We start from the raw sequence: 17053 nt of genomic DNA on the forward strand, positions 1-17053 counted from the left end.
AACTTTAAATTTTTAAATGCTTATCCTCATGTTCTTTCTTCCACTCCCAGAACCCCGGGGTTTCCTGAAAACGGAATGAATGTAACACAAGAAAAGTTTTTACGCGAAGCTCCTGCATTAAATTTTCCTGTTCTTCCCTGGAAGTATATTTCAAATGTCTTTTCATGTTCGGCTCTAATGTTCGAATTGCCCATTCAGCAGAGTATTTATCGCCGCTCTGCACTTTATTGACTACGGTCTTCCAGTTAGTCATTTTTTTACTCCTTCCATAAACCTCTTAATTTTTGAATGGCCTGCTTATGAATGGAGGACACTCCCTGCTGCGTGATTCCAAGTATCTCCGCTGTTTCATAAAATAACAGACCCTCTCCGTAAATATAATGAAGTACTGTTTTTTGCCGAAATGTCAGCTGCTTGTAAGCCTGTTTTAAAGAAGGATAAGAAATTTTATCTTCCAGTAAGGGGAAAAGGTTTTCCAGTGCTTTATTTTCAGTAGAGCCGGAAGCTTTCAGGTGAAGCGCCTCTTCATTAGAAAACGGTGGAAAGCGGGCGTGCTGTTTTCTTCGCTGTTGATCATAATGAACTGATTTCCAGTATAAAGTTGTCGATAAATAATTTAAAAACTGCTTGTTCGCATAATAAGTGCGGAATGCGTCATCCAATGCGAGGGCATGTGCGTCAGATGGATAACATATAGCAGTGCAGAACAGATCCAGATGTTCTGCATCTTCTAAAAAAGCGATGAAGAAGGGATCTTCCATGATAGTAAGGTGTTCCTTCAGAAATATATTCATTTTCGTACATATAGAAGACTGATTGCATAAAGAACAAGACAGCGTCACAAAGAATGACCTCCTTTCTCACTTACCTAATAAAAGAGATAATACGAACAATTTAACAACTAAAAAGCGAACATTAGTTCGTATATATCATTTTACAGAAAAAGAACTAATTTGTAAAAGGTAATTGTAAAAATAGAAACATATGTTCTTATTATGGGTAAGGAAGGAGGAAATCAAATGTTAACAGAATGGAGTTTGTTCGCGGAAAATATCGGATTTCCAGCCCTGCTTATTATTTATCTGCTATCGAGGTTTGAAAGGAAGCTGGACCGTCTTACAAAAGAAATCAGGAGAAATTCGTTAAAGAAGTAACTTAAGAAATAATAAAGACAGCTGCAGAAAGCTTCCAGCTGTAAGGAGAGAATTTTCATTGACCAGAGAAAACTTTATTGGTAAGACTTATGAATATGAAGCAATAGAAAAAGAATTAACTGGGGAAAATGCAGTAGAAAGTAAAAGAAGCATACATTAAAAATATCCCGTCAGCCGATGTGTAATCATTGGCTTACGGGATAAGTTTTTCGTCTGATTTTTCATGAGGAAGAAAATCATTATGATGAGATTGGAAAGAGCTGATGTCAACTTCATAATGACTGCATACACTGATCAATTTTTCGAGTGTCTCCGTTCGGTATACATACAACTTGAATTGTTTTCCGTTTCTGCGATTCAGATGAAAAGTAACTTCTTTGTAATCAGCTGAGTTTTCAAACATTCCGTATGCTTCGCTGCCGAGCCTGATAGTAGATACCTCTGCAGAATTAACAGCTTCCCATGGGTGAAACTTTTCGTCTGCATAAATGCCGCTTTCTGTAATGAAAAAGCTGGGAACCTTTGCTTGCGCTAAGGTAAATAATGGGTAAAACAGAGAGAGGAAAAATAAATTCAAAGTCGGTTCAATATTTCCAAAGATGACAGCTCCCAACACAAAAATGATAACAGCAATAGAAGCGATAAATAAGCCGCGTCTGACACGCCAGTCTTTTGATTTAAAATGAAGAGGGCTTACTTCTCCGCGATCGGTACGCATTTTAACAGAAGCATCGGGAAAAACTGCCTGGCTATGCTGCAGGATCATTTTCCGTGCCCGAAAAAAATCAAATAATATTACGAAGACAGCAAAAATGGCACAAGCAATAAAAGCAATGTACATACAGATCTCCTTTCTCTCTTACAAGGCCAGGGAAGGCTTGCATCTGTAACAAAATTTCATGCATGGGCTTAACTACAGCTCCTCTTTTATAAATTCTATCATAATTTTCCATTTATTTTAATCAAGGGAGATTCAGCATCCCGGATGTTTTACGGAGAAAATGAAAGGGGAGAGACTTATAATAAAGTAAAGAGGAATATTAGACTTCATTTAATATTTTTGTGAAAATAAATAGAGCAGGCGTCTATGAAAAATATAACTCGAGGAGTTGTTAATTATGAGTGTAGAGGAGCATAAGGCCGAAGCACCAAATGAAGTCCGGTGTAAGATTATTACGGTAAGTGATACAAGAACGGAAGAGAATGATAAGAGCGGCAAATTAATTCAGGAATATTTAAAAGAAGCAGGGCATGTAGTAACAGACTCTGCAATCGTACCTGATGATCAGGAGGCGATAAGAGCGGCAATCAAGTCGGGGTTAGCAGATAAATCAATTGATGCAGTGCTGTTAAACGGCGGAACTGGAATAGCAGACCGCGATGTAACGATTGAAACGGTAAAAGAACTGCTGGAAAAAGAACTTGTCGGCTTTGGTGAGATTTTCAGAATGCTGAGCTATACAGATGATATTGGTTCAGCAGCGATCTTAAGCAGAGCAATCGCAGGGACAAGTCAGCACACCGCTGTATTTGCTATGCCTGGCTCAAGCGGTGCAGTTAAATTAGCGATGGGCAGGCTTATTCAACCGGAACTCGCTCATGTCGTAAGAGAAATAAGAAAAGATCAAAATAAATAAAATCAGAAACATAAGTGATATAACGGCTGTTTAAACAAATATATATGAGTAAAAATGCTCCTGAACTGGTAAATTAGGAGCATTTTTAATTTTTTGCTATTATCGAACGTTTGTTCTTGTAATTTTCGGGGTATCGTTTTATAGTATAGTCAGGAGGTTGATAAACCATGAGTCAAGCTATACAGGAAATGAGCAGAACACCGCTGATGGACACACAGGAATCAATCCAATTTATGAGAGCCGCCAGAAGAAGTAATAAACGCAGAGTGTACCGGTCTGATCAAAAATTAATTGATCTGGGAGCAAAAGCTATTTTCAGCCAGGCTTACCGCCAGGAAGTAAAAGTTTCTTACGTGGAGCTGGATGAAGCAATTGCCGAGACTGGTATTATCCAGGAAATTGATACGAAGCACAAGCAGCTTCAAATAAACGACAGCTGGATTTCTTTTTATCACATCAGCGAGATTTCTTTAAATAGATAGAGAGGTGTCGATGATGAGTGAACGATTACTAGAAGCTGCATTCAGCCGGCAGGAGAGTGCTACATGCCCTTATTGCGGCGGAGTACTCCAGCATAGATATGTGGAATACTACTGTACCTATTGTTCAATGCAGCTGCAGACCTTCGACACTCATCGTAATGGAGAACGAATTCCTCCGCCTAAAGTAAGAACAGTGCTGGGAGTTCATCTTAATAAATCAACTCCTGAACTGATGAAGTTTTCTACCTTCGAACTGTTGCAGCTATTAAAACTGGCGCGGGAGGAACAGGAAGAAACACATCATCTGCTTCATACTATTACAAAGCTGCAGAAGGCCACCGGAGAAGAGATTCTTCGAAGAGAAGAACAGATAAGTAACAATGTATACGAAAAAATCACAAGAAAAGTGTATGCGATTGAAACACTTTTACAGCAGCGTCTGGATTTTATTCCAAGAAAAATTACTGAAGATGCTCTTTTTCGTTATGAAGAAAAATTATCTGACACGAAAAAGAGATATATATAAGCTCTCTAAAAGAGCAGCAAGCCTTTACAAAAAAATCCACGTAAAGGCTTTTTTTGTTTTGTTTCATCAGTAGATCAAACGAAAATTCCTAACCATATGGCAGTGAGTACAGCAAGCAGCAATAAAAGCTTTTCAAGGCGGGTTACTTTTTCAGGATCTTTGGGATCTACAAACAAACTATAAATTAAACTAATGCTTATAAAGAAAACTAATCCTCCTGCCGCCCATACTCTTTCTATTCCGAGCCAAAACGCACAAAGTCCCGTTAGCAGCAAATAAATCACAGCTGGAAAACGAGCGAAACGGATATCGAAGTGATTTACAAACCATACCACGCTTGTTCGTTTTACTGGAGATGCTTGTCTATCCGCTTCCAGATCAGGAATGTGGTGGACCATTACCCAGGACATACAAAACAATGCGTTGATTACTGCATTCTGCAAAGCCCATTCAGGAAGGTAGCCCAGTGCGATCCAGGGACCGGCAGCACCGAGAAAGAAAAGCGAAGGGAATAAACTCAGCCATTCCCCGGCAAATGGTTTATAGCTTAAACGAAAAGGCGGGAGAGAATAAGAAACTGCTCCCCAGACACCTGCCAGAATAAGAAAAGAAATAAAATAATGAGAAAATATCGTTAACAAAAAAGCAGTGGATAATAAAAATATTGTAAGCCACTTCCCAATGGAATATAACGTATTTACCTGCACTCTTTTTTCCTGTATTAATCTGCTGCCGCCGGAGAGAATTGCAGGGCTGAACTGGTCTGTGCCTGAATGATAGTCCGTGAAATCATTAAATGCATGCGTTAAAACTCCATGCACAAGAAAGGAAGCAAAGATTAAGAAGAGAAATAACAGACTCACATAAAGTGGAGAAACAGAAGTGTAGAGTAATATAGGAAGCAGAGAAGACAATACAGCTGCGGCACTCGAAGAAAGTACAGCTGCAGCCCGAAGAAGTTGTATGCCGTTTTGAAATATTTCTTTATTCACCACATTTAGCATCAGCAGCCGTCCTTTCAGGATTAAAAAGGTTAATTTCAAGCTCGGACTGATATTCAGCGTTTAATTTTCAAGTAAGTAAGGTAGAAGAATAAAGAAGGTTTGCCATGTGTATCAGTAAAATCAACTGTCGGAAAACATATAAAAAGTCAGGTATTTGGAATGACCAGTTTAAATGCTCATTCATTTCCCGGTTTTTTTGATTTTATGGTGAATCAGAAAATTTAATAAAAGGAGCTGACTATACAATGGCTGTTCAAATTGGAGAAGAAGCACCAGACTTTAAGCTTCCTTCCACGAATCGTCAGGATATTGCACTTTCAGATTATCGTGGAAAGAAAAACGTATTAATCGCTTTTTTTCCTATTGCCTTTACTCCCGGCTGAATCAAAGAATTAACCTCTTGGAAAGAGGAACACGATAGATTGCAGGAGCATGATGTGGAAGTTCTGGGTATAAGTGTAGATCATATTTATGCACAAAACGTATTTGAGACAACACTTGGTACACTCCCTTACCCTTTATTATCTGATTGGCGCAGAAAAGCGGTGAAAAGTTTTGGCGTCTTTGAAGAAGAAGATGGAATTGCAAAGCGCTCCTGCTTTCTCATTAATAAAGAAGGTAAACTTGTTTATAAGAATGAGGCATTCAAGGCAGATGATTCCGAGCACTACAAAGAACTGTTAACAGCATGTGATCAATTAAAATAAAGGTTCTTGTAAAAAACCCTTCAGTTTAAAACTGAAGGGTTTTTTTGCCAAAAATAAAAAGAAGGAATTTTTATTCGCTTTCGTAGCCGATAAGCTCTGCCTGTGGATCTTCTGTTTCTTCTTTTAACTTCTCTTTAATAAAGGATTCATCATTAAATTTATCATCTGGAATTTCTGTGAAGATTACACCGGGAACCGGCTCCTCTGTCGTTAACCCGTCTACTTTTTTACTCGCTTTATAATCAATCTTTATTCTCATTGTGATCCCCTCCAACATATATAAATATAACCAGTATTGTACTTATTTCCTTTATTCACAGCAGCCAAACATACTTTGCAGAGAACTTGAACCGACAGGTAATTTTCTTCTGAAGATATTAAGAAATTTTATCCCTTGTATCAGGCTGCAGATAACATTATCTCCGAGTGGATAATGTTTTTTAAGAAACGTTTACATACAGAAGGAAGCACAACATAAGAAGATTGCAGCGTCCGCTGTACTATGGGATAGTAAAATATAAGATAATTGCTGATGACAGGTAGAAAGGGGTGGAGAAAATGGATTGGTCTTTTGTGTTGAGCTGGACGATAAATGGTATTATCCTCTTGAACATTTTGCTTGCAATCGTAGTGATATTTATTGAAAGGCGGGATGCAGGAGCAACCTGGGCGTGGCTGCTTATTCTGTTTTTCCTTCCGATATTAGGATTTATCATTTATTTATTTTTAGGAAGACAGCTGAAAAGTGATAATTTTTACAATCTTAGTATAGATGAGCAGTTTTATCAGTCCAAGCAGGTGCAGGAACAGCTGACACGGGTAAACGAGACTGGATCACGGATGGAAGAAATTATTGCACCAAAATATGATCAGTTAATGGAAATGAATCTGCGCTCCTCTAAATCTCTTCTCAGCATCAATAATAAAAGTCTGGTCCTTCATGATGGGGAAGAGAAATTCAGAATGCTGCTTGAAGATATCTATAAAGCAAAGGAAGAAGTAAATATTCAATATTACATTATACAAAAGGATGCACTGGGAAAAAGATTGCTGGATGCGCTTATCAACCGCGCGAAGGCAGGGGTAAAAGTAAGAATTCTATATGATGCAGTAGGATCTAAAAGTTTAAAGCTGCGGGATTTTAAAGAACTGGAAGCACATAAAGGAGAAGTTTCCGTATTTTTTCCAAGCCTGCTTGGTGTTATTAACTTCCGCCTGAATAATAGAAATCACCGCAAAGTAGGAATCATCGATGGGAAAATTGCGTATGTAGGAGGGTTTAATGTAGGAAATGAATATCTGGGCCTGGATAAAAAGTTCGGATATTGGCGCGATACACACCTGAGGCTGGAAGGAGACGTAGTTCATCATCTTCAGGATCGTTTTATTCTGGATTGGAGCTATGCAAGAGGAGACGAAAAAAACCTGGATGAAGCTTTCTGCTTTGCAAGGCATAAAGTAACAGAGGAAGCACCAATGCAGATTGTTACCAGCGGTCCGAATTCCAATACGGAGCATTTGAAAAATATGCTGATGAAGATGATTATGTCGGCCGAGCGGGATGTTTATATTCAGACACCTTATTTCATACCGGATAAAAGCTTCATGGATGCCTGCCGGATGGCGCTGCTTTCCGGTGTCAATCTTCACATAATGATACCAGGGAAACCGGATCATCCTTTTGTCATGTGGGCTTCCTGGTCCTTTCTGGGGCAGCTTCTCCGCTATGGTGCGGATGTGTATTTATATGATGGGGGATTTCTCCATGCAAAAACGTTAATGGTGGATCATGAAATAGCGACAATCGGCACAACAAATCTGGATGCAAGAAGTTTCCGGCTGAACTTTGAAATAAATGCACTTGCTTATGATAAAAAAATTGCCGCAGAGCTCGGCAGGCTGTTTGAACAGGATGCAGCCTGCTGCCGCAGACTGACAAAAGAAGAATATGAGAAGCGCGGCTGGACTGTAAAAGTCCGGGAAGGCGTTTCCAGCCTGCTGAGCCCGATTTTATAAAAAATAAAAAGAAAAAAGACAGCTTGCTTTTGCACAGAAGCTGTCTTTTACCAGTCTAAAAAGAACTTCAGGAGCAGAGTAATGCCCGAATAGGTAAAGGCGGAAATTACAAATGTAGGCAGGTGAGCGGAATCTTCAGAAGGGAGTTCGTTTTTAATTACGTTAAACATAATTGCTCCGGAAATAAAAGAAAATACAATAGCCAGCACCACCGAAGAGTGCGGAACAAAGGTAGCAACGGCCCAACCGATGAAAATTCCTGCAGCAAGCACATAGCGGCCGTATAAAAGATACCTTTCGCTGTTCTCTCTATACATATCATGAGCGACGGTCATAAAATGCAGACCTACTGCCGTTCCATAAAACACGAGCTGTTCAATGTCCTGATCTGCTGCAAACATAATATAGGAAATTAACGTATTATACATAAAGAAAAGCACAATCTGTACAAAGAAAAAACGGTCTTTTATCGTTGCGTTTTTCTGATGGCGGTGTCTTTCTGCGATTTTTGTCAGCGTATAAAACACTACGATTCCAATTAATCCAAAAAAATAAAGTTCCGATTCCATAGCAAGTTCAAAGGCAGTTTCTCCAAAATCTTCCTGCTCATGATGCAGGGAAGGCAGAATATAAACAAAGATATAGGAAACGGCAATTCCACCGGCAAGCGACATCCATTGGATTTTATCGAGAGAGGAGCTGGAAATTATTTTATTTGCAAATACCTGAATGGTCAGGAAGATCATTACAACAATAAAAGCATCCATCAATGTCTCCTCCTTTTAAAGCAAAGCATTTTAAAACTTTATCATGAGTCACTGTGTTTTTCAAAAAGAGAGCTTTTCATTTAACTGGCATTACTGACTGCATAGTAAAGTTAAAAACAAGCTAAAAAAGATGGGAAGCTGCTTCCCATCAAAGTGTTTATTCCTTCTTTTCCTCCTGCTTTTTCACCTGCTCTTTTCTGATTCGCTGCCGATAACCATACGTACCATTTAATACAGTTTCTTCATCCTCAAGACCGGCACCTAAGGCACCAATGCAAGTAGCAAGAGAAGAAACAAGCCAGGCTAATGACAGGTAATACATCGGACCTACATCTCTTCCTATTCCGCTGTCTGATTCCAGCATAGCTGGAGGAATAAACAAGAAAACAGCAATAAAAAAGCAGAGAAGGAGAACGATATAATAACATATAACTCCAACACTTATCGTCAGGAGGGTGGAAGCGTTATGCAGCCTGGTTAAGTGCATTTTTTTGTAGTCTTTTGGTTTCGGTTCCCAAAGCCCGTGTGAAATAATCAGCCACGCAGTCATTGCTGATAGAGCTACAAGCATTAATGCTAAAGACCGATACCACGTATAAGCATCGCCAAGCTGCCATAAAGTTGGAAAAATCAAAGCGTAAGCCCCGGTAGTAAAAGCAAGAGCCACTACACTTTTAAATGTAGTTATAATCTTCCAGGGGTGATTAGCACGAACCATCCCTGTAGCAACACGCATATAACCATTCAGCTTTGGACGGGCAACATACATAATTTCCTTATCATTTTCTTTGTCATTTGAGCTCATCCTGTAAATTGGGGCAAGTCGTTTGAAAACACCTCTTTTTACTAATTCTCGTGAACCAATTTTATTTATATTTGTGCCGCTCCGATGGCCAATTTCTTTTATTCTTTCCTGTTCTTTATCACGATCTTCCTCAGAGGTGCCGTGATGGAGTTCGCTTACCAGCTGTAAAACTGCTTCGCGCACTCTTCGAACGAGCGGGGCTGCTCCGAGCGAAGGGAGGGAAATCTGTCCCATCGCCCGGCTCTCATCAACTTCCGCAACCAGAAAGTTTCCTTTTTTAAAAAGGGGAAGATCTGTAATAGAAATAGTGTAATCCCAGTTGTGTGATTCTTTTATTTTTTCTGCCTGCTGAAATATCTCTGAAGCATCTTCTTTTACGCCGATAAAAGGATCTACTTCGACTTCCACATCCCATGTGTATTTATCATCTACGTAATATGTAAGCAGCTCTGCAAGTTCTGAAGAAAGTCTGTCTGAGAGGTCAGAAGCTGCTTCCGGTGCAGGGACTAGTCCAAGTGTAAGAGAAGGTGAGGAGTCATCGCTCGAATGACTATCCGGCATCGATTCCTGTTCATTTTCTTTTGCTTCTTGTTCTGTTTTGGTTTCTTCATATTCACTCAATGTGCTCACCTCTATCTTAAACTGCATTTAATAGGTTATTTATAAAAGATATACCCTCTTGAAAGGCTTTACATGCGTATTTTATTGAAATGTATAATGGTAAATTTCTTAAAAAAAGAGGAATAGGGTTAAGGTATATTGAAACAAAGATAAGAGAATAAAGCAAATTCAAACGAAAGAAAGGAAAATAATGATGAACCCCTTAGAGAAAATGCTGGAAAGCCAGCCGGTAATTATTTTAGATGGAGCATTAGCAACAGAATTGGAAAAGCAAGGGTGTGATTTAAACGATGATCTGTGGTCTGCGAAAGTTTTAGCGCAGGAGCCTGAAAAAATTAAGCAGGTGCATAGGAATTATTTTAACGCAGGGGCAGATTGTGCTATTACGGCAAGTTATCAGGCTTCTATGGAAGGTTTTTTAAAGAAAGGGTACAGCTTATCGGAGGCATCAAATCTTATCCGGAAATCAGTAGTGCTTGCAGCAGAAGCGAGAGATGAATTTTGGTCCGGCAAAGACAACAGATTGGACCGGTCAAAGCCGATTATTGCCGGTTCCGCAGGACCATACGGAGCTTATTTAGCTGATGGTTCAGAATATAAAGGGAACTATGGAGTATCCAAAGAGGAATTAAAAAATTTTCATCGGCCAAGAGTCGAATTGTTAGTAGAAGCCGGAGCTGACATTCTGGCACTGGAAACAGTACCCTCGCTGCTGGAAGTGCAGGCTTTTGTAGAAGTACTGCATGAATTTCCCGGGAAATATGCATGGATTTCTTTCAGCGCGAAAGATGGAAAACATATCAATGAGGGAACCGGTATCGGGGAATGTGCTGCTTGGCTGGATTCATTCGAGCAAGTAGCTGCGGTTGGAGTGAATTGCACTCCGCTCCAATATGTGAGCAGTTTAATTAAAGAAATTAAACCTCACACAGACAAACCTGTGATTGTTTATCCGAATTCAGGAGAAATTTACAATGCAGCAGAAAATAAATGGGAAGGAGCTTCCTTACAGGAGAATTTTAATTCCCAAGCTAAAATATGGTACGAACAAGGGGCACAACTTATAGGAGGATGCTGCCGGACTGGTCCGGAAGAGATAAAAGACTTAGCTGCCTGGGGAAGGAAGAAGGAGTAAATATGTACATTGGAAAAGCGCAGCAAATAATAAGATATCCTGTAAAGTCCATGCGTGGGCAGCAGGTGAAAAAAATAGAAATGATGCCATACGGATTATATGGAGATCGGAGCCATGTATTAATAGATAAAACAAGATCTGATAAATTTTTGACAATTACGCAATATCCTGCTCTGTTAAAGTATACTGCCGAATTTGATGGGCCAGACGATAAAAATCAGTTTCCACCTTTACGGATTACTTCACCCCAGGGAGAAATACTGCAGTGGGAAAGTAATACTTTGAGAGAAAAAATAGAAACTGCATCGAAAAGAGAAGTTGCGTTTGAAGCATATTCACCAGAGTATGTACCGTTTGGAGCAATTGAAGAAGAAAATATTTTAATTGTGACAGAGGCTTCTCTAAAGAAATTAGAAAAGATATATGGAAGAGGAGAGATAGCCGCAGCACGCTTTCGGCCCAATCTTATTCTATCTTTAAATGATGAAGAGCCTTTTACTGAAGAAAGATGGATCGGAAAGACATTATCCATAGGAACAGAAGTAAAACTAAAAGTGAAAAGAACCTGTGACCGCTGTATGATTATCACAGTAGATCCGGATACGGCAGAATCCGATCCTGCTCTGTTAAAAACGGTGGTGAAAGAGCGGCAGAATCAGTTTGGTATATATTGTGCAGTAGAAACCAGCGGGACAATTCATCAAAATGATGAAGTTTATCTGTTGGAAGAGAAATAGATTTTAACACTCTGAAAAGAATGCTTTTTTAAGCAGGAAAGTTTATATTGCTGTCCCACTAAAGTCGGAGGCTTAGGTAGTGACCCCTAAAAGTTAGAGTTTTCTTCTAAATAAGCAGGATTACTTCTTTTTGAAAAAACTTTTATTTACAAGGTAGCTTTTCATTTTAAAAATTCATTCATCATAAAGTAATAGAGAAAATTAAAACAAAATATTCTAAATAGTGTACAATATTTAAAAGTTTGCTAAAATGTATTTAGCATCATGATAAAGCGCTTTCAAAAAGGAGGATTACCAAAATAAAGCAGAGGGGGAAACTGGATGTCAGCTATACTGGTTGCAGTTTGTGGTTTAGTGATTTTTGCATTAGGCTACCGCTTTTATTCTAAGTTTATCGCAGAGAAAATTTTCCGCCTGGATCCTGATTATGTTACGCCTGCTCATAAGTACAAAGACGGTGTAGATTTTGTTCCTACAAATAAATATATATTATGGGGGCATCACTTTACATCTGTAGCTGGAGCAGCGCCGATACTTGGACCAGCTATCGCTGTTTATTGGGGGTGGCTCCCGGCAGTGCTCTGGGTAGTGTTCGGAACGGTGTTTGCGGCAGGGGTACACGATTTTGGTACATTGGTAATTTCCGTACGTAACAAAGGCCAGTCGATTGGCACGCTGGCAAATAAATTAATTGGACAGCGCGGAAAGATTTTATTCTTATTTATTATTTTAATTCTTGTTTTGATGGTAAACGCAGTTTTTGCCTGGGTAATAGCGAATTTGTTTATTACATATCCAGCGAGTGTGCTACCGGTATTTATTCAAATTCCTTTAGCAATTTGGATAGGATATGCTGTTTATAAGAAAAATATCAGCATGCTTGTACCATCTCTGATTGCACTGGCAGTAATGTACGCTACAGCTATTATTGCAAGCGGTACAGAATTTCTGCAGATAGATCTTGTACGTTATATGGGAGGAGAAGAGGCAGCAGGACTATTTGGAATGGGAGCAGTCTCCACCGCATTCTTTATCTGGATTCTTATTCTGCTCGCTTATGTATATGTGGCATCTACACTTCCTGTCTGGAAGCTTCTTCAGCCGAGAGACTTTATTAATTCTCATCAATTAGTAGTAGGGCTTGCCATTCTTTATTTAGGACTGTTTCTCACAAATCCTGAGATTACAGCACCGGTTACAAACCCGGGCGCCGATACTTCCTGGCTTCCACTTTTATTTATTACCATAGCATGCGGAGCTATATCAGGATTTCACGGTCTTGTATCTTCAGGGACTTCTTCAAAACAGCTTAACAAAGAACCGGACGCGCGGTTTGTAGGCTACTTTGGAGCTGTGGGAGAGGGCATTTTAGCGCTGGTTTCCATTCTCGCTGTAGTTACGCTGTTTGCAAATGCAGATGAATTTTTAGGCGCTTATTCAAGCTTTGGAGAAGCAGGGGCGATAGGATTAGGAAACTTTGTGGAAGGAGCCGGAAATCTTGCACAGGGACTGCTTATTCCCCAGGGTGTTGCTACTACAATTGTTTCTATTATAGTAGTAAGCTTTGCTGCTACAACGCTTGATACAGCAGTAAGACTTATGCGGTATATCATTTCTGAACTGGGCACTGAATATAATGTTCCAGTACTGACAAAAACACACGTGGCAACTTCAATTGCTGTTGCTTCTACTGCGGCACTAGTTCTTATTCCGGAAGGGCCTCAGGGATTTGGCTCAGGCGGGTATCTTCTCTGGCCGCTGTTTGGAACATCCAATCAGCTTTTAGCCGGAATCAGTCTGCTCCTCGTATCTCTATGGTTAAAACGATTAGGCAGAAATTATATTTTCACTTTTATACCAATGATCTTCCTCCTGTTTATGACAATGTTTGCGTTGTTCCAGCAGGTAGTATTTCAATGGGGCTGGTGGAATGAAGGTTCCAATCTGCTGCTGTTTGTATTCGGTGCTATTAATTTCGTATTTGCCCTCTGGATTGCTGTTACTGCGTTCAGTGCATTGTCAGGTAAGATGGATAATACGATGGATAACGAGTAAAAAGAACATCAGAGGAGAGGTCCTGCCAGACCTCTCCTTTTAGGATGTTGAAAAATTGATTTTTCTGTATAAGTATACGATTTTATGCTTTTGTCTCCGAAGGGTCGCTTTCCGGAGGGAACTCTCTCCGCTAACCTGCTTTCTTAAAAGAGGAGCATGGCTTCACGCAGCCAAATCACTGGAAAGCAAAGAGCTCTTTCCAGTGATTTCAAGATCATTGGCTGGTTTCGCACATGCTTACTATATCTTCCCAGTAAAACACTTGGGAAGATATAAGAATCGTTCTTCATCCTCCAGGAGTCGACTCTTCTGCGACTGCAGCATAATTAAGGGAGGCAATGGTTTTTATACGAAACCGGAGAGCTACGAACACTTTTTCTTCGGAAATAACTTTTCTCCATAGCGCCCGGCGGGGACGCCTGTGGGATTTAAGCGCAGTCTGAAGATCCTTTGTAATGCCGGCAGGCATTGCAAATAGCTGAAGACTAGCCCCACGGCAAGGTTCCGCCGGAAAGCGGAGGAGAACCCATACACAGCAAATCATAAATATACAAATTTCTTACTTTATAAACAGTCTGAGAGGAGAGGTCCTGCCAGACCTCTCCTTTTAATGTTACATGCAGATATTAAAAAAGCTACAATGGAAGCAGAAGGCTGTTCAATCTGTACATAGGAGGGCTGATTATGCTGGAACATGTAAAGAAGCTCATTAAATATTATGAAGATGTCATCAGTTTAAATCATAAGCAGGAAATTGCCCGTGAACTTCGGGAGGAAGATGACCTGTTTTTGCTGCTTCTCTATTCAGAGATGTTAGGAATACCAAATCCAGTTTATTATTACACACTGGAGCTGTACCCCCATATGCTTGAAGAATTTCATGACTGGCATCTGCGAATGGGAATGGATAAATCACCATTGAATGGAATACGCTGCTGCTAGAAGAATGAGAGGTGTGATTATAGTGGAACTTTTAAATGAAAAAGTAATTTTCGTAGGAGGTAAAGGGGGAGTGGGAAAGTCTACTTCGGCGGCTGCACTTGCATGGCGTTTTGCAGAGGCTGGGAAAAAAACACTTCTTATATCTACAGATCCTGCGCATAATCTGGGAGATATATTTGGACAAAAGATCGGAGGAGAGATTACGAAGGTCAGTGCGCATCTCTCGGCACTGGAAATAAACCCGGATATAGAAACAGAAAAATATATTGAAACTGTAAAAGAAAATATTAAAAATACTGTACATTCCGGAATGATGGAGGAAGTGCACAGACAGCTTGATACAGCGAAAGCCTCTCCGGGAGCAGATGAAGCTGCATTATTTGATAAATTAATTTCTATTATTCTTGAAGAAAGCAATCATTTTGATAAATTGATTTTTGATACAGCCCCCACTGGACACACGATCCGCTTGCTTTCGTTACCTGAATTAATGGGAGTGTGGATTGAAGGGTTATTAAAGAAACGGAGAAAAACAAAAGAAAATTACAGCCGGCTGCTAAATGATGGAGAACCTGTAGAAGATCCAATTTATGACGTGTTAAAAGAAAGACAGGAAAGATTTTCGAAGGTCAGGGAAATCCTGCTGGACAATCAAAGTACAGCTTTTATTTTTGTACTGAACCCGGAAAGGCTCCCTATTCTTGAAACACAAAAAGCACTGGAATTATTAGAGAAATACCAGCTGGACGTTAAAACTTTAATTATCAATAAAGTGCTCCCGGAAGAAGCAGATGGAAATTTTCTGCAGCAGCGAAGAATGCATGAAGAGAAGTATTTGCTGGATATTAAAAATAGATTCAAAAATAAGAAGCTGATTTATATTCCTTTATATTCTCATGACATTACAAGCAGGGAGGAGCTGGCGGCATTCAGCAGCAACTTTTAACCGCTTACCCTCTTTTAACACAAAATATTTCAGTTATTCAGTATGTTTCCCTTCTGCAGAGGAGTCACTTTGATATACTTTCTGTTCTGCTCCAAAAGTATATTTGTACCAGATAAGAGGCTCGTCATGAAAAGCAATCTTCACATAGTAATCTTTATTGAAACTAGTGCGGTTTTCATATCCTCTCTTTACAACGGCTATCTGGTATTCCTTATATCCTTTTTCTTCAGATAAGTATGATAAAGTTTTAGTCTCCAAATGATCCAGGTGCTGCTCACTTCCTAAAGTTATAGCATTTAAACTGAAATAAGCGATTAATACAGTAAGCAGAAACAAATAAATGAAAGCAGATTTTTTCAAAATCAATCCACCTTTCCATTTTATTGTAATTCCTTTCTTGTTTATCATAAAAAAAGACCGGAATAAGTGCAATGTCATCTGTACTTTAAAATATTAGTGTACTAATAATCATCGTGTTTTATCGTCTTCCGAGCATACATACATAGTAGAGCATAAGAGGATTCAGGCAGAAGACAGGACGAGATGGCATGATGAAACAGTAATAATAAAACGCCTTTCGCATGCATTTCTGCATGTTGAAAGGCGTTTTCAGGTAAATGCAAACTGAAAAAATTATTTTACGTTGTCACGCCAGAAATGCACCGGCTGCCATCCAAGTAGCTCTTTTGCTTTTTTACTGCTTAATAATGAATCATATTCTCCAATTTCTTCTTTAAAGGGGACATTTGGAAACTCTGCTTTCATCAGTTCCCGGCTCGGAATGTCCATGCTCGTATCATCGGAGGCAAGATTGAGCTCTACAGCTCCTAAGCCATCTTTTTCCACTGCCATTCTGCAGGCGGCAGCTGCATCACGCGTATCAATATAACTCCAAAGTATTCTGTCACGCTGCGAAGCATCATGAATAAAAGAAGGAAAATTAGCATACATCGGAGGAGCAATCACATTTCCTAAACGGAAACTTACGACCTGCATTCCGGTTCGGCGGTGAATCATTTTTGCTGTTTCTTCATTCACAATTTTTGAAAGCCCGTAAGAATCCTCGGGAAGCTGCGGGTGTTCCTCATCAATAGGAACATACTGCGGATCAAACCTCTCTTCAGCAAAACAGATTCCATAAGATGATTCGCTGGAAGCAAGCACAGCTTTTTGAATACCAAGACCTGCAGCGGCTTCCAGAATGTTATATGTAGCCATCGTATTATTCTTAAAAGTTACTTCATTTGGATGTGAATAAGCTACAGGGATTGCAGCCAGATGAATGACGGCTTCTGCCCCTTGTAATACACCGTATACTTCTCCCAAGTCCGTTAAGTCCACAATAACTGTATCGCAAATTGCTTCATCGGGTTTTTTTACATCTGCATTTACTACGTGATAACCACTGTTAACAAACTCTTTCAGCACCCATTTACCAAGAAGGCCGCTGCCTCCTGTAACAACTACTTTTTTCATGAAATATAACTCCCCTTCCAGTTAATTAAGCGCTTACCTACAC

At 39.7% G+C, this 17053-nt stretch carries 20 protein-coding genes; 11 read left to right on the top strand and 9 right to left on the bottom strand.

The annotated features are described in order from the left end of the window. Positions 1–4: 4 nt before the first annotated feature. Both BLP92_RS11630 and BLP92_RS11635 read right to left on the bottom strand, forming a co-directional pair. Positions 5–253 carry a hypothetical protein gene (locus tag BLP92_RS11630; protein ID WP_090843124.1) on the bottom strand — a complete coding sequence of 83 codons (249 nt, stop codon included), beginning with the start codon at positions 251–253 and terminating at the stop codon, positions 5–7. A gap of 4 nt (positions 254–257) precedes the next feature. Continuing rightward, entirely contained in the window at positions 258–842 is a 585-nt protein-coding gene (locus BLP92_RS11635; protein WP_090843125.1) for a sigma factor-like helix-turn-helix DNA-binding protein, read from the bottom strand. Between the two features lie 177 nt (positions 843–1019). On the opposite strand from BLP92_RS11635, the gene BLP92_RS11640 reads away from it, so the two are divergent. After that, positions 1020–1154, top strand: coding sequence for a YvrJ family protein (locus BLP92_RS11640; RefSeq protein WP_139148951.1), 135 nt, complete (start codon positions 1020–1022; stop codon positions 1152–1154). A gap of 193 nt (positions 1155–1347) precedes the next feature. On the opposite strand, the gene BLP92_RS11645 is transcribed toward BLP92_RS11640, so the two are convergent. After that, positions 1348–1995, bottom strand: coding sequence for a hypothetical protein (locus tag BLP92_RS11645; protein WP_090843127.1), 648 nt, complete (start codon positions 1993–1995; stop codon positions 1348–1350). A gap of 277 nt (positions 1996–2272) precedes the next feature. Here BLP92_RS11645 and BLP92_RS11650 point away from each other — a divergent pair, with 277 nt between their 5' ends. The 3 genes from BLP92_RS11650 to BLP92_RS11660 all read left to right on the top strand — a co-directional run bounded on the left by BLP92_RS11650 (position 2273) and on the right by BLP92_RS11660 (position 3799). Further along, positions 2273–2791, top strand: a complete 519-nt coding sequence (locus BLP92_RS11650; protein ID WP_090843128.1) for a MogA/MoaB family molybdenum cofactor biosynthesis protein — start codon at positions 2273–2275, stop codon at positions 2789–2791. Positions 2792–2958: 167 nt separating this feature from the next. Then, positions 2959–3273 carry a hypothetical protein gene (locus tag BLP92_RS11655; RefSeq protein WP_090843129.1) on the top strand — a complete coding sequence of 105 codons (315 nt, stop codon included), beginning with the start codon at positions 2959–2961 and terminating at the stop codon, positions 3271–3273. A 13-nt stretch (positions 3274–3286) separates the two neighbouring features. Continuing rightward, a complete protein-coding gene (locus BLP92_RS11660; protein WP_090843130.1) occupies positions 3287–3799 on the top strand; it encodes a hypothetical protein in 513 nt (170 codons plus the stop codon). 74 nt (positions 3800–3873) lie between these two features. On the opposite strand, the gene BLP92_RS11665 is transcribed toward BLP92_RS11660, so the two are convergent. Then, positions 3874–4803: a prenyltransferase gene (locus tag BLP92_RS11665; protein ID WP_090843131.1), complete on the bottom strand. Its 930-nt coding sequence runs from the start codon at positions 4801–4803 to the stop codon at positions 3874–3876. 245 nt (positions 4804–5048) lie between these two features. Here BLP92_RS11665 and BLP92_RS18215 point away from each other — a divergent pair, with 245 nt between their 5' ends. Then, positions 5049–5510, top strand: coding sequence for a redoxin domain-containing protein (locus BLP92_RS18215; protein WP_244516809.1), 462 nt, complete (start codon positions 5049–5051; stop codon positions 5508–5510). Positions 5511–5580: 70 nt separating this feature from the next. On the opposite strand, the gene BLP92_RS11680 is transcribed toward BLP92_RS18215, so the two are convergent. Beyond that, positions 5581–5769: a hypothetical protein gene (locus BLP92_RS11680; RefSeq protein WP_090843134.1), complete on the bottom strand. Its 189-nt coding sequence runs from the start codon at positions 5767–5769 to the stop codon at positions 5581–5583. Between the two features lie 299 nt (positions 5770–6068). On the opposite strand from BLP92_RS11680, the gene cls reads away from it, so the two are divergent. Further along, positions 6069–7526: a cardiolipin synthase gene (cls, locus tag BLP92_RS11685; protein ID WP_090843135.1), complete on the top strand. Its 1458-nt coding sequence runs from the start codon at positions 6069–6071 to the stop codon at positions 7524–7526. A gap of 47 nt (positions 7527–7573) precedes the next feature. Here the strand turns inward: cls and BLP92_RS11690 are convergent, their stop codons facing one another. Together BLP92_RS11690 and BLP92_RS11695 are read right to left on the bottom strand one after the other, a co-directional pair. Further along, the gene (locus BLP92_RS11690) at positions 7574–8293 is read right to left on the bottom strand and encodes a hypothetical protein (RefSeq protein WP_090843136.1); all 720 of its coding nucleotides are present in this window, start codon (positions 8291–8293) and stop codon (positions 7574–7576) included. A 157-nt stretch (positions 8294–8450) separates the two neighbouring features. Beyond that, positions 8451–9719, bottom strand: coding sequence for an MFS transporter (locus BLP92_RS11695; protein ID WP_090843137.1), 1269 nt, complete (start codon positions 9717–9719; stop codon positions 8451–8453). A 193-nt stretch (positions 9720–9912) separates the two neighbouring features. Here BLP92_RS11695 and mmuM point away from each other — a divergent pair, with 193 nt between their 5' ends. From mmuM to BLP92_RS11725, 5 genes are all read left to right on the top strand, one after another. Next, positions 9913–10854 (top strand): homocysteine S-methyltransferase, encoded by a 942-nt coding sequence (gene mmuM / locus BLP92_RS11700; protein WP_090843138.1) that lies wholly within the window; start codon positions 9913–9915, stop codon positions 10852–10854. A 2-nt stretch (positions 10855–10856) separates the two neighbouring features. Beyond that, complete coding sequence (locus BLP92_RS11705; RefSeq protein WP_090843139.1) at positions 10857–11591, top strand: MOSC domain-containing protein; 735 nt, start codon at positions 10857–10859, stop codon at positions 11589–11591. 321 nt (positions 11592–11912) lie between these two features. Continuing rightward, positions 11913–13646 (top strand): carbon starvation CstA family protein, encoded by a 1734-nt coding sequence (locus BLP92_RS11710; RefSeq protein WP_090843140.1) that lies wholly within the window; start codon positions 11913–11915, stop codon positions 13644–13646. A gap of 684 nt (positions 13647–14330) precedes the next feature. Next, positions 14331–14588: a cory-CC-star protein gene (locus BLP92_RS11720; RefSeq protein ID WP_090843142.1), complete on the top strand. Its 258-nt coding sequence runs from the start codon at positions 14331–14333 to the stop codon at positions 14586–14588. A 22-nt stretch (positions 14589–14610) separates the two neighbouring features. Further along, a complete protein-coding gene (locus tag BLP92_RS11725; RefSeq protein ID WP_090843143.1) occupies positions 14611–15534 on the top strand; it encodes an ArsA family ATPase in 924 nt (307 codons plus the stop codon). Between the two features lie 33 nt (positions 15535–15567). Here the strand turns inward: BLP92_RS11725 and BLP92_RS11730 are convergent, their stop codons facing one another. Both BLP92_RS11730 and BLP92_RS11735 read right to left on the bottom strand, forming a co-directional pair. Beyond that, positions 15568–15894, bottom strand: coding sequence for a DUF3139 domain-containing protein (locus BLP92_RS11730; RefSeq protein ID WP_175444274.1), 327 nt, complete (start codon positions 15892–15894; stop codon positions 15568–15570). Between the two features lie 273 nt (positions 15895–16167). Next, on the bottom strand, positions 16168–17010 hold the full coding sequence (locus BLP92_RS11735; protein WP_090843145.1) for an NAD-dependent epimerase/dehydratase family protein: 843 nt from the start codon (positions 17008–17010) through the stop codon (positions 16168–16170). Positions 17011–17053 lie beyond the last annotated feature (43 nt).

It is taken from the genome of Alkalicoccus daliensis (assembly GCF_900103955.1).
In the GTDB taxonomy this organism is placed as follows: Bacteria; Bacillota; Bacilli; order Bacillales; family Salisediminibacteriaceae; genus Alkalicoccus; species Alkalicoccus daliensis.

Excerpts from the sequence above, each read along its gene's own strand:
- BLP92_RS11630 (WP_090843124.1), bottom strand. The coding sequence starts at position 253 with ATGACTAACTGGAAGACCGTAGTCAATAAAGTGCAGAGCGGCGATAAA.
- BLP92_RS11640 (WP_139148951.1), top strand. The coding sequence starts at position 1,020 with ATGTTAACAGAATGGAGTTTGTTCGCGGAAAATATCGGATTTCCAGCC.
- BLP92_RS11645 (WP_090843127.1), bottom strand. The coding sequence starts at position 1,995 with ATGTACATTGCTTTTATTGCTTGTGCCATTTTTGCTGTCTTCGTAATA.
- BLP92_RS11650 (WP_090843128.1), top strand. The coding sequence starts at position 2,273 with ATGAGTGTAGAGGAGCATAAGGCCGAAGCACCAAATGAAGTCCGGTGT.
- BLP92_RS11655 (WP_090843129.1), top strand. The coding sequence starts at position 2,959 with ATGAGTCAAGCTATACAGGAAATGAGCAGAACACCGCTGATGGACACA.
- BLP92_RS11660 (WP_090843130.1), top strand. The coding sequence starts at position 3,287 with ATGAGTGAACGATTACTAGAAGCTGCATTCAGCCGGCAGGAGAGTGCT.
- BLP92_RS11665 (WP_090843131.1), bottom strand. The coding sequence starts at position 4,803 with ATGCTAAATGTGGTGAATAAAGAAATATTTCAAAACGGCATACAACTT.
- BLP92_RS11680 (WP_090843134.1), bottom strand. The coding sequence starts at position 5,769 with ATGAGAATAAAGATTGATTATAAAGCGAGTAAAAAAGTAGACGGGTTA.
- cls (WP_090843135.1), top strand. The coding sequence starts at position 6,069 with ATGGATTGGTCTTTTGTGTTGAGCTGGACGATAAATGGTATTATCCTC.
- BLP92_RS11690 (WP_090843136.1), bottom strand. The coding sequence starts at position 8,293 with ATGGATGCTTTTATTGTTGTAATGATCTTCCTGACCATTCAGGTATTT.
- mmuM (WP_090843138.1), top strand. The coding sequence starts at position 9,913 with ATGAACCCCTTAGAGAAAATGCTGGAAAGCCAGCCGGTAATTATTTTA.
- BLP92_RS11705 (WP_090843139.1), top strand. The coding sequence starts at position 10,857 with ATGTACATTGGAAAAGCGCAGCAAATAATAAGATATCCTGTAAAGTCC.
- BLP92_RS11710 (WP_090843140.1), top strand. The coding sequence starts at position 11,913 with ATGTCAGCTATACTGGTTGCAGTTTGTGGTTTAGTGATTTTTGCATTA.
- BLP92_RS11720 (WP_090843142.1), top strand. The coding sequence starts at position 14,331 with ATGCTGGAACATGTAAAGAAGCTCATTAAATATTATGAAGATGTCATC.
- BLP92_RS11735 (WP_090843145.1), bottom strand. The coding sequence starts at position 17,010 with ATGAAAAAAGTAGTTGTTACAGGAGGCAGCGGCCTTCTTGGTAAATGG.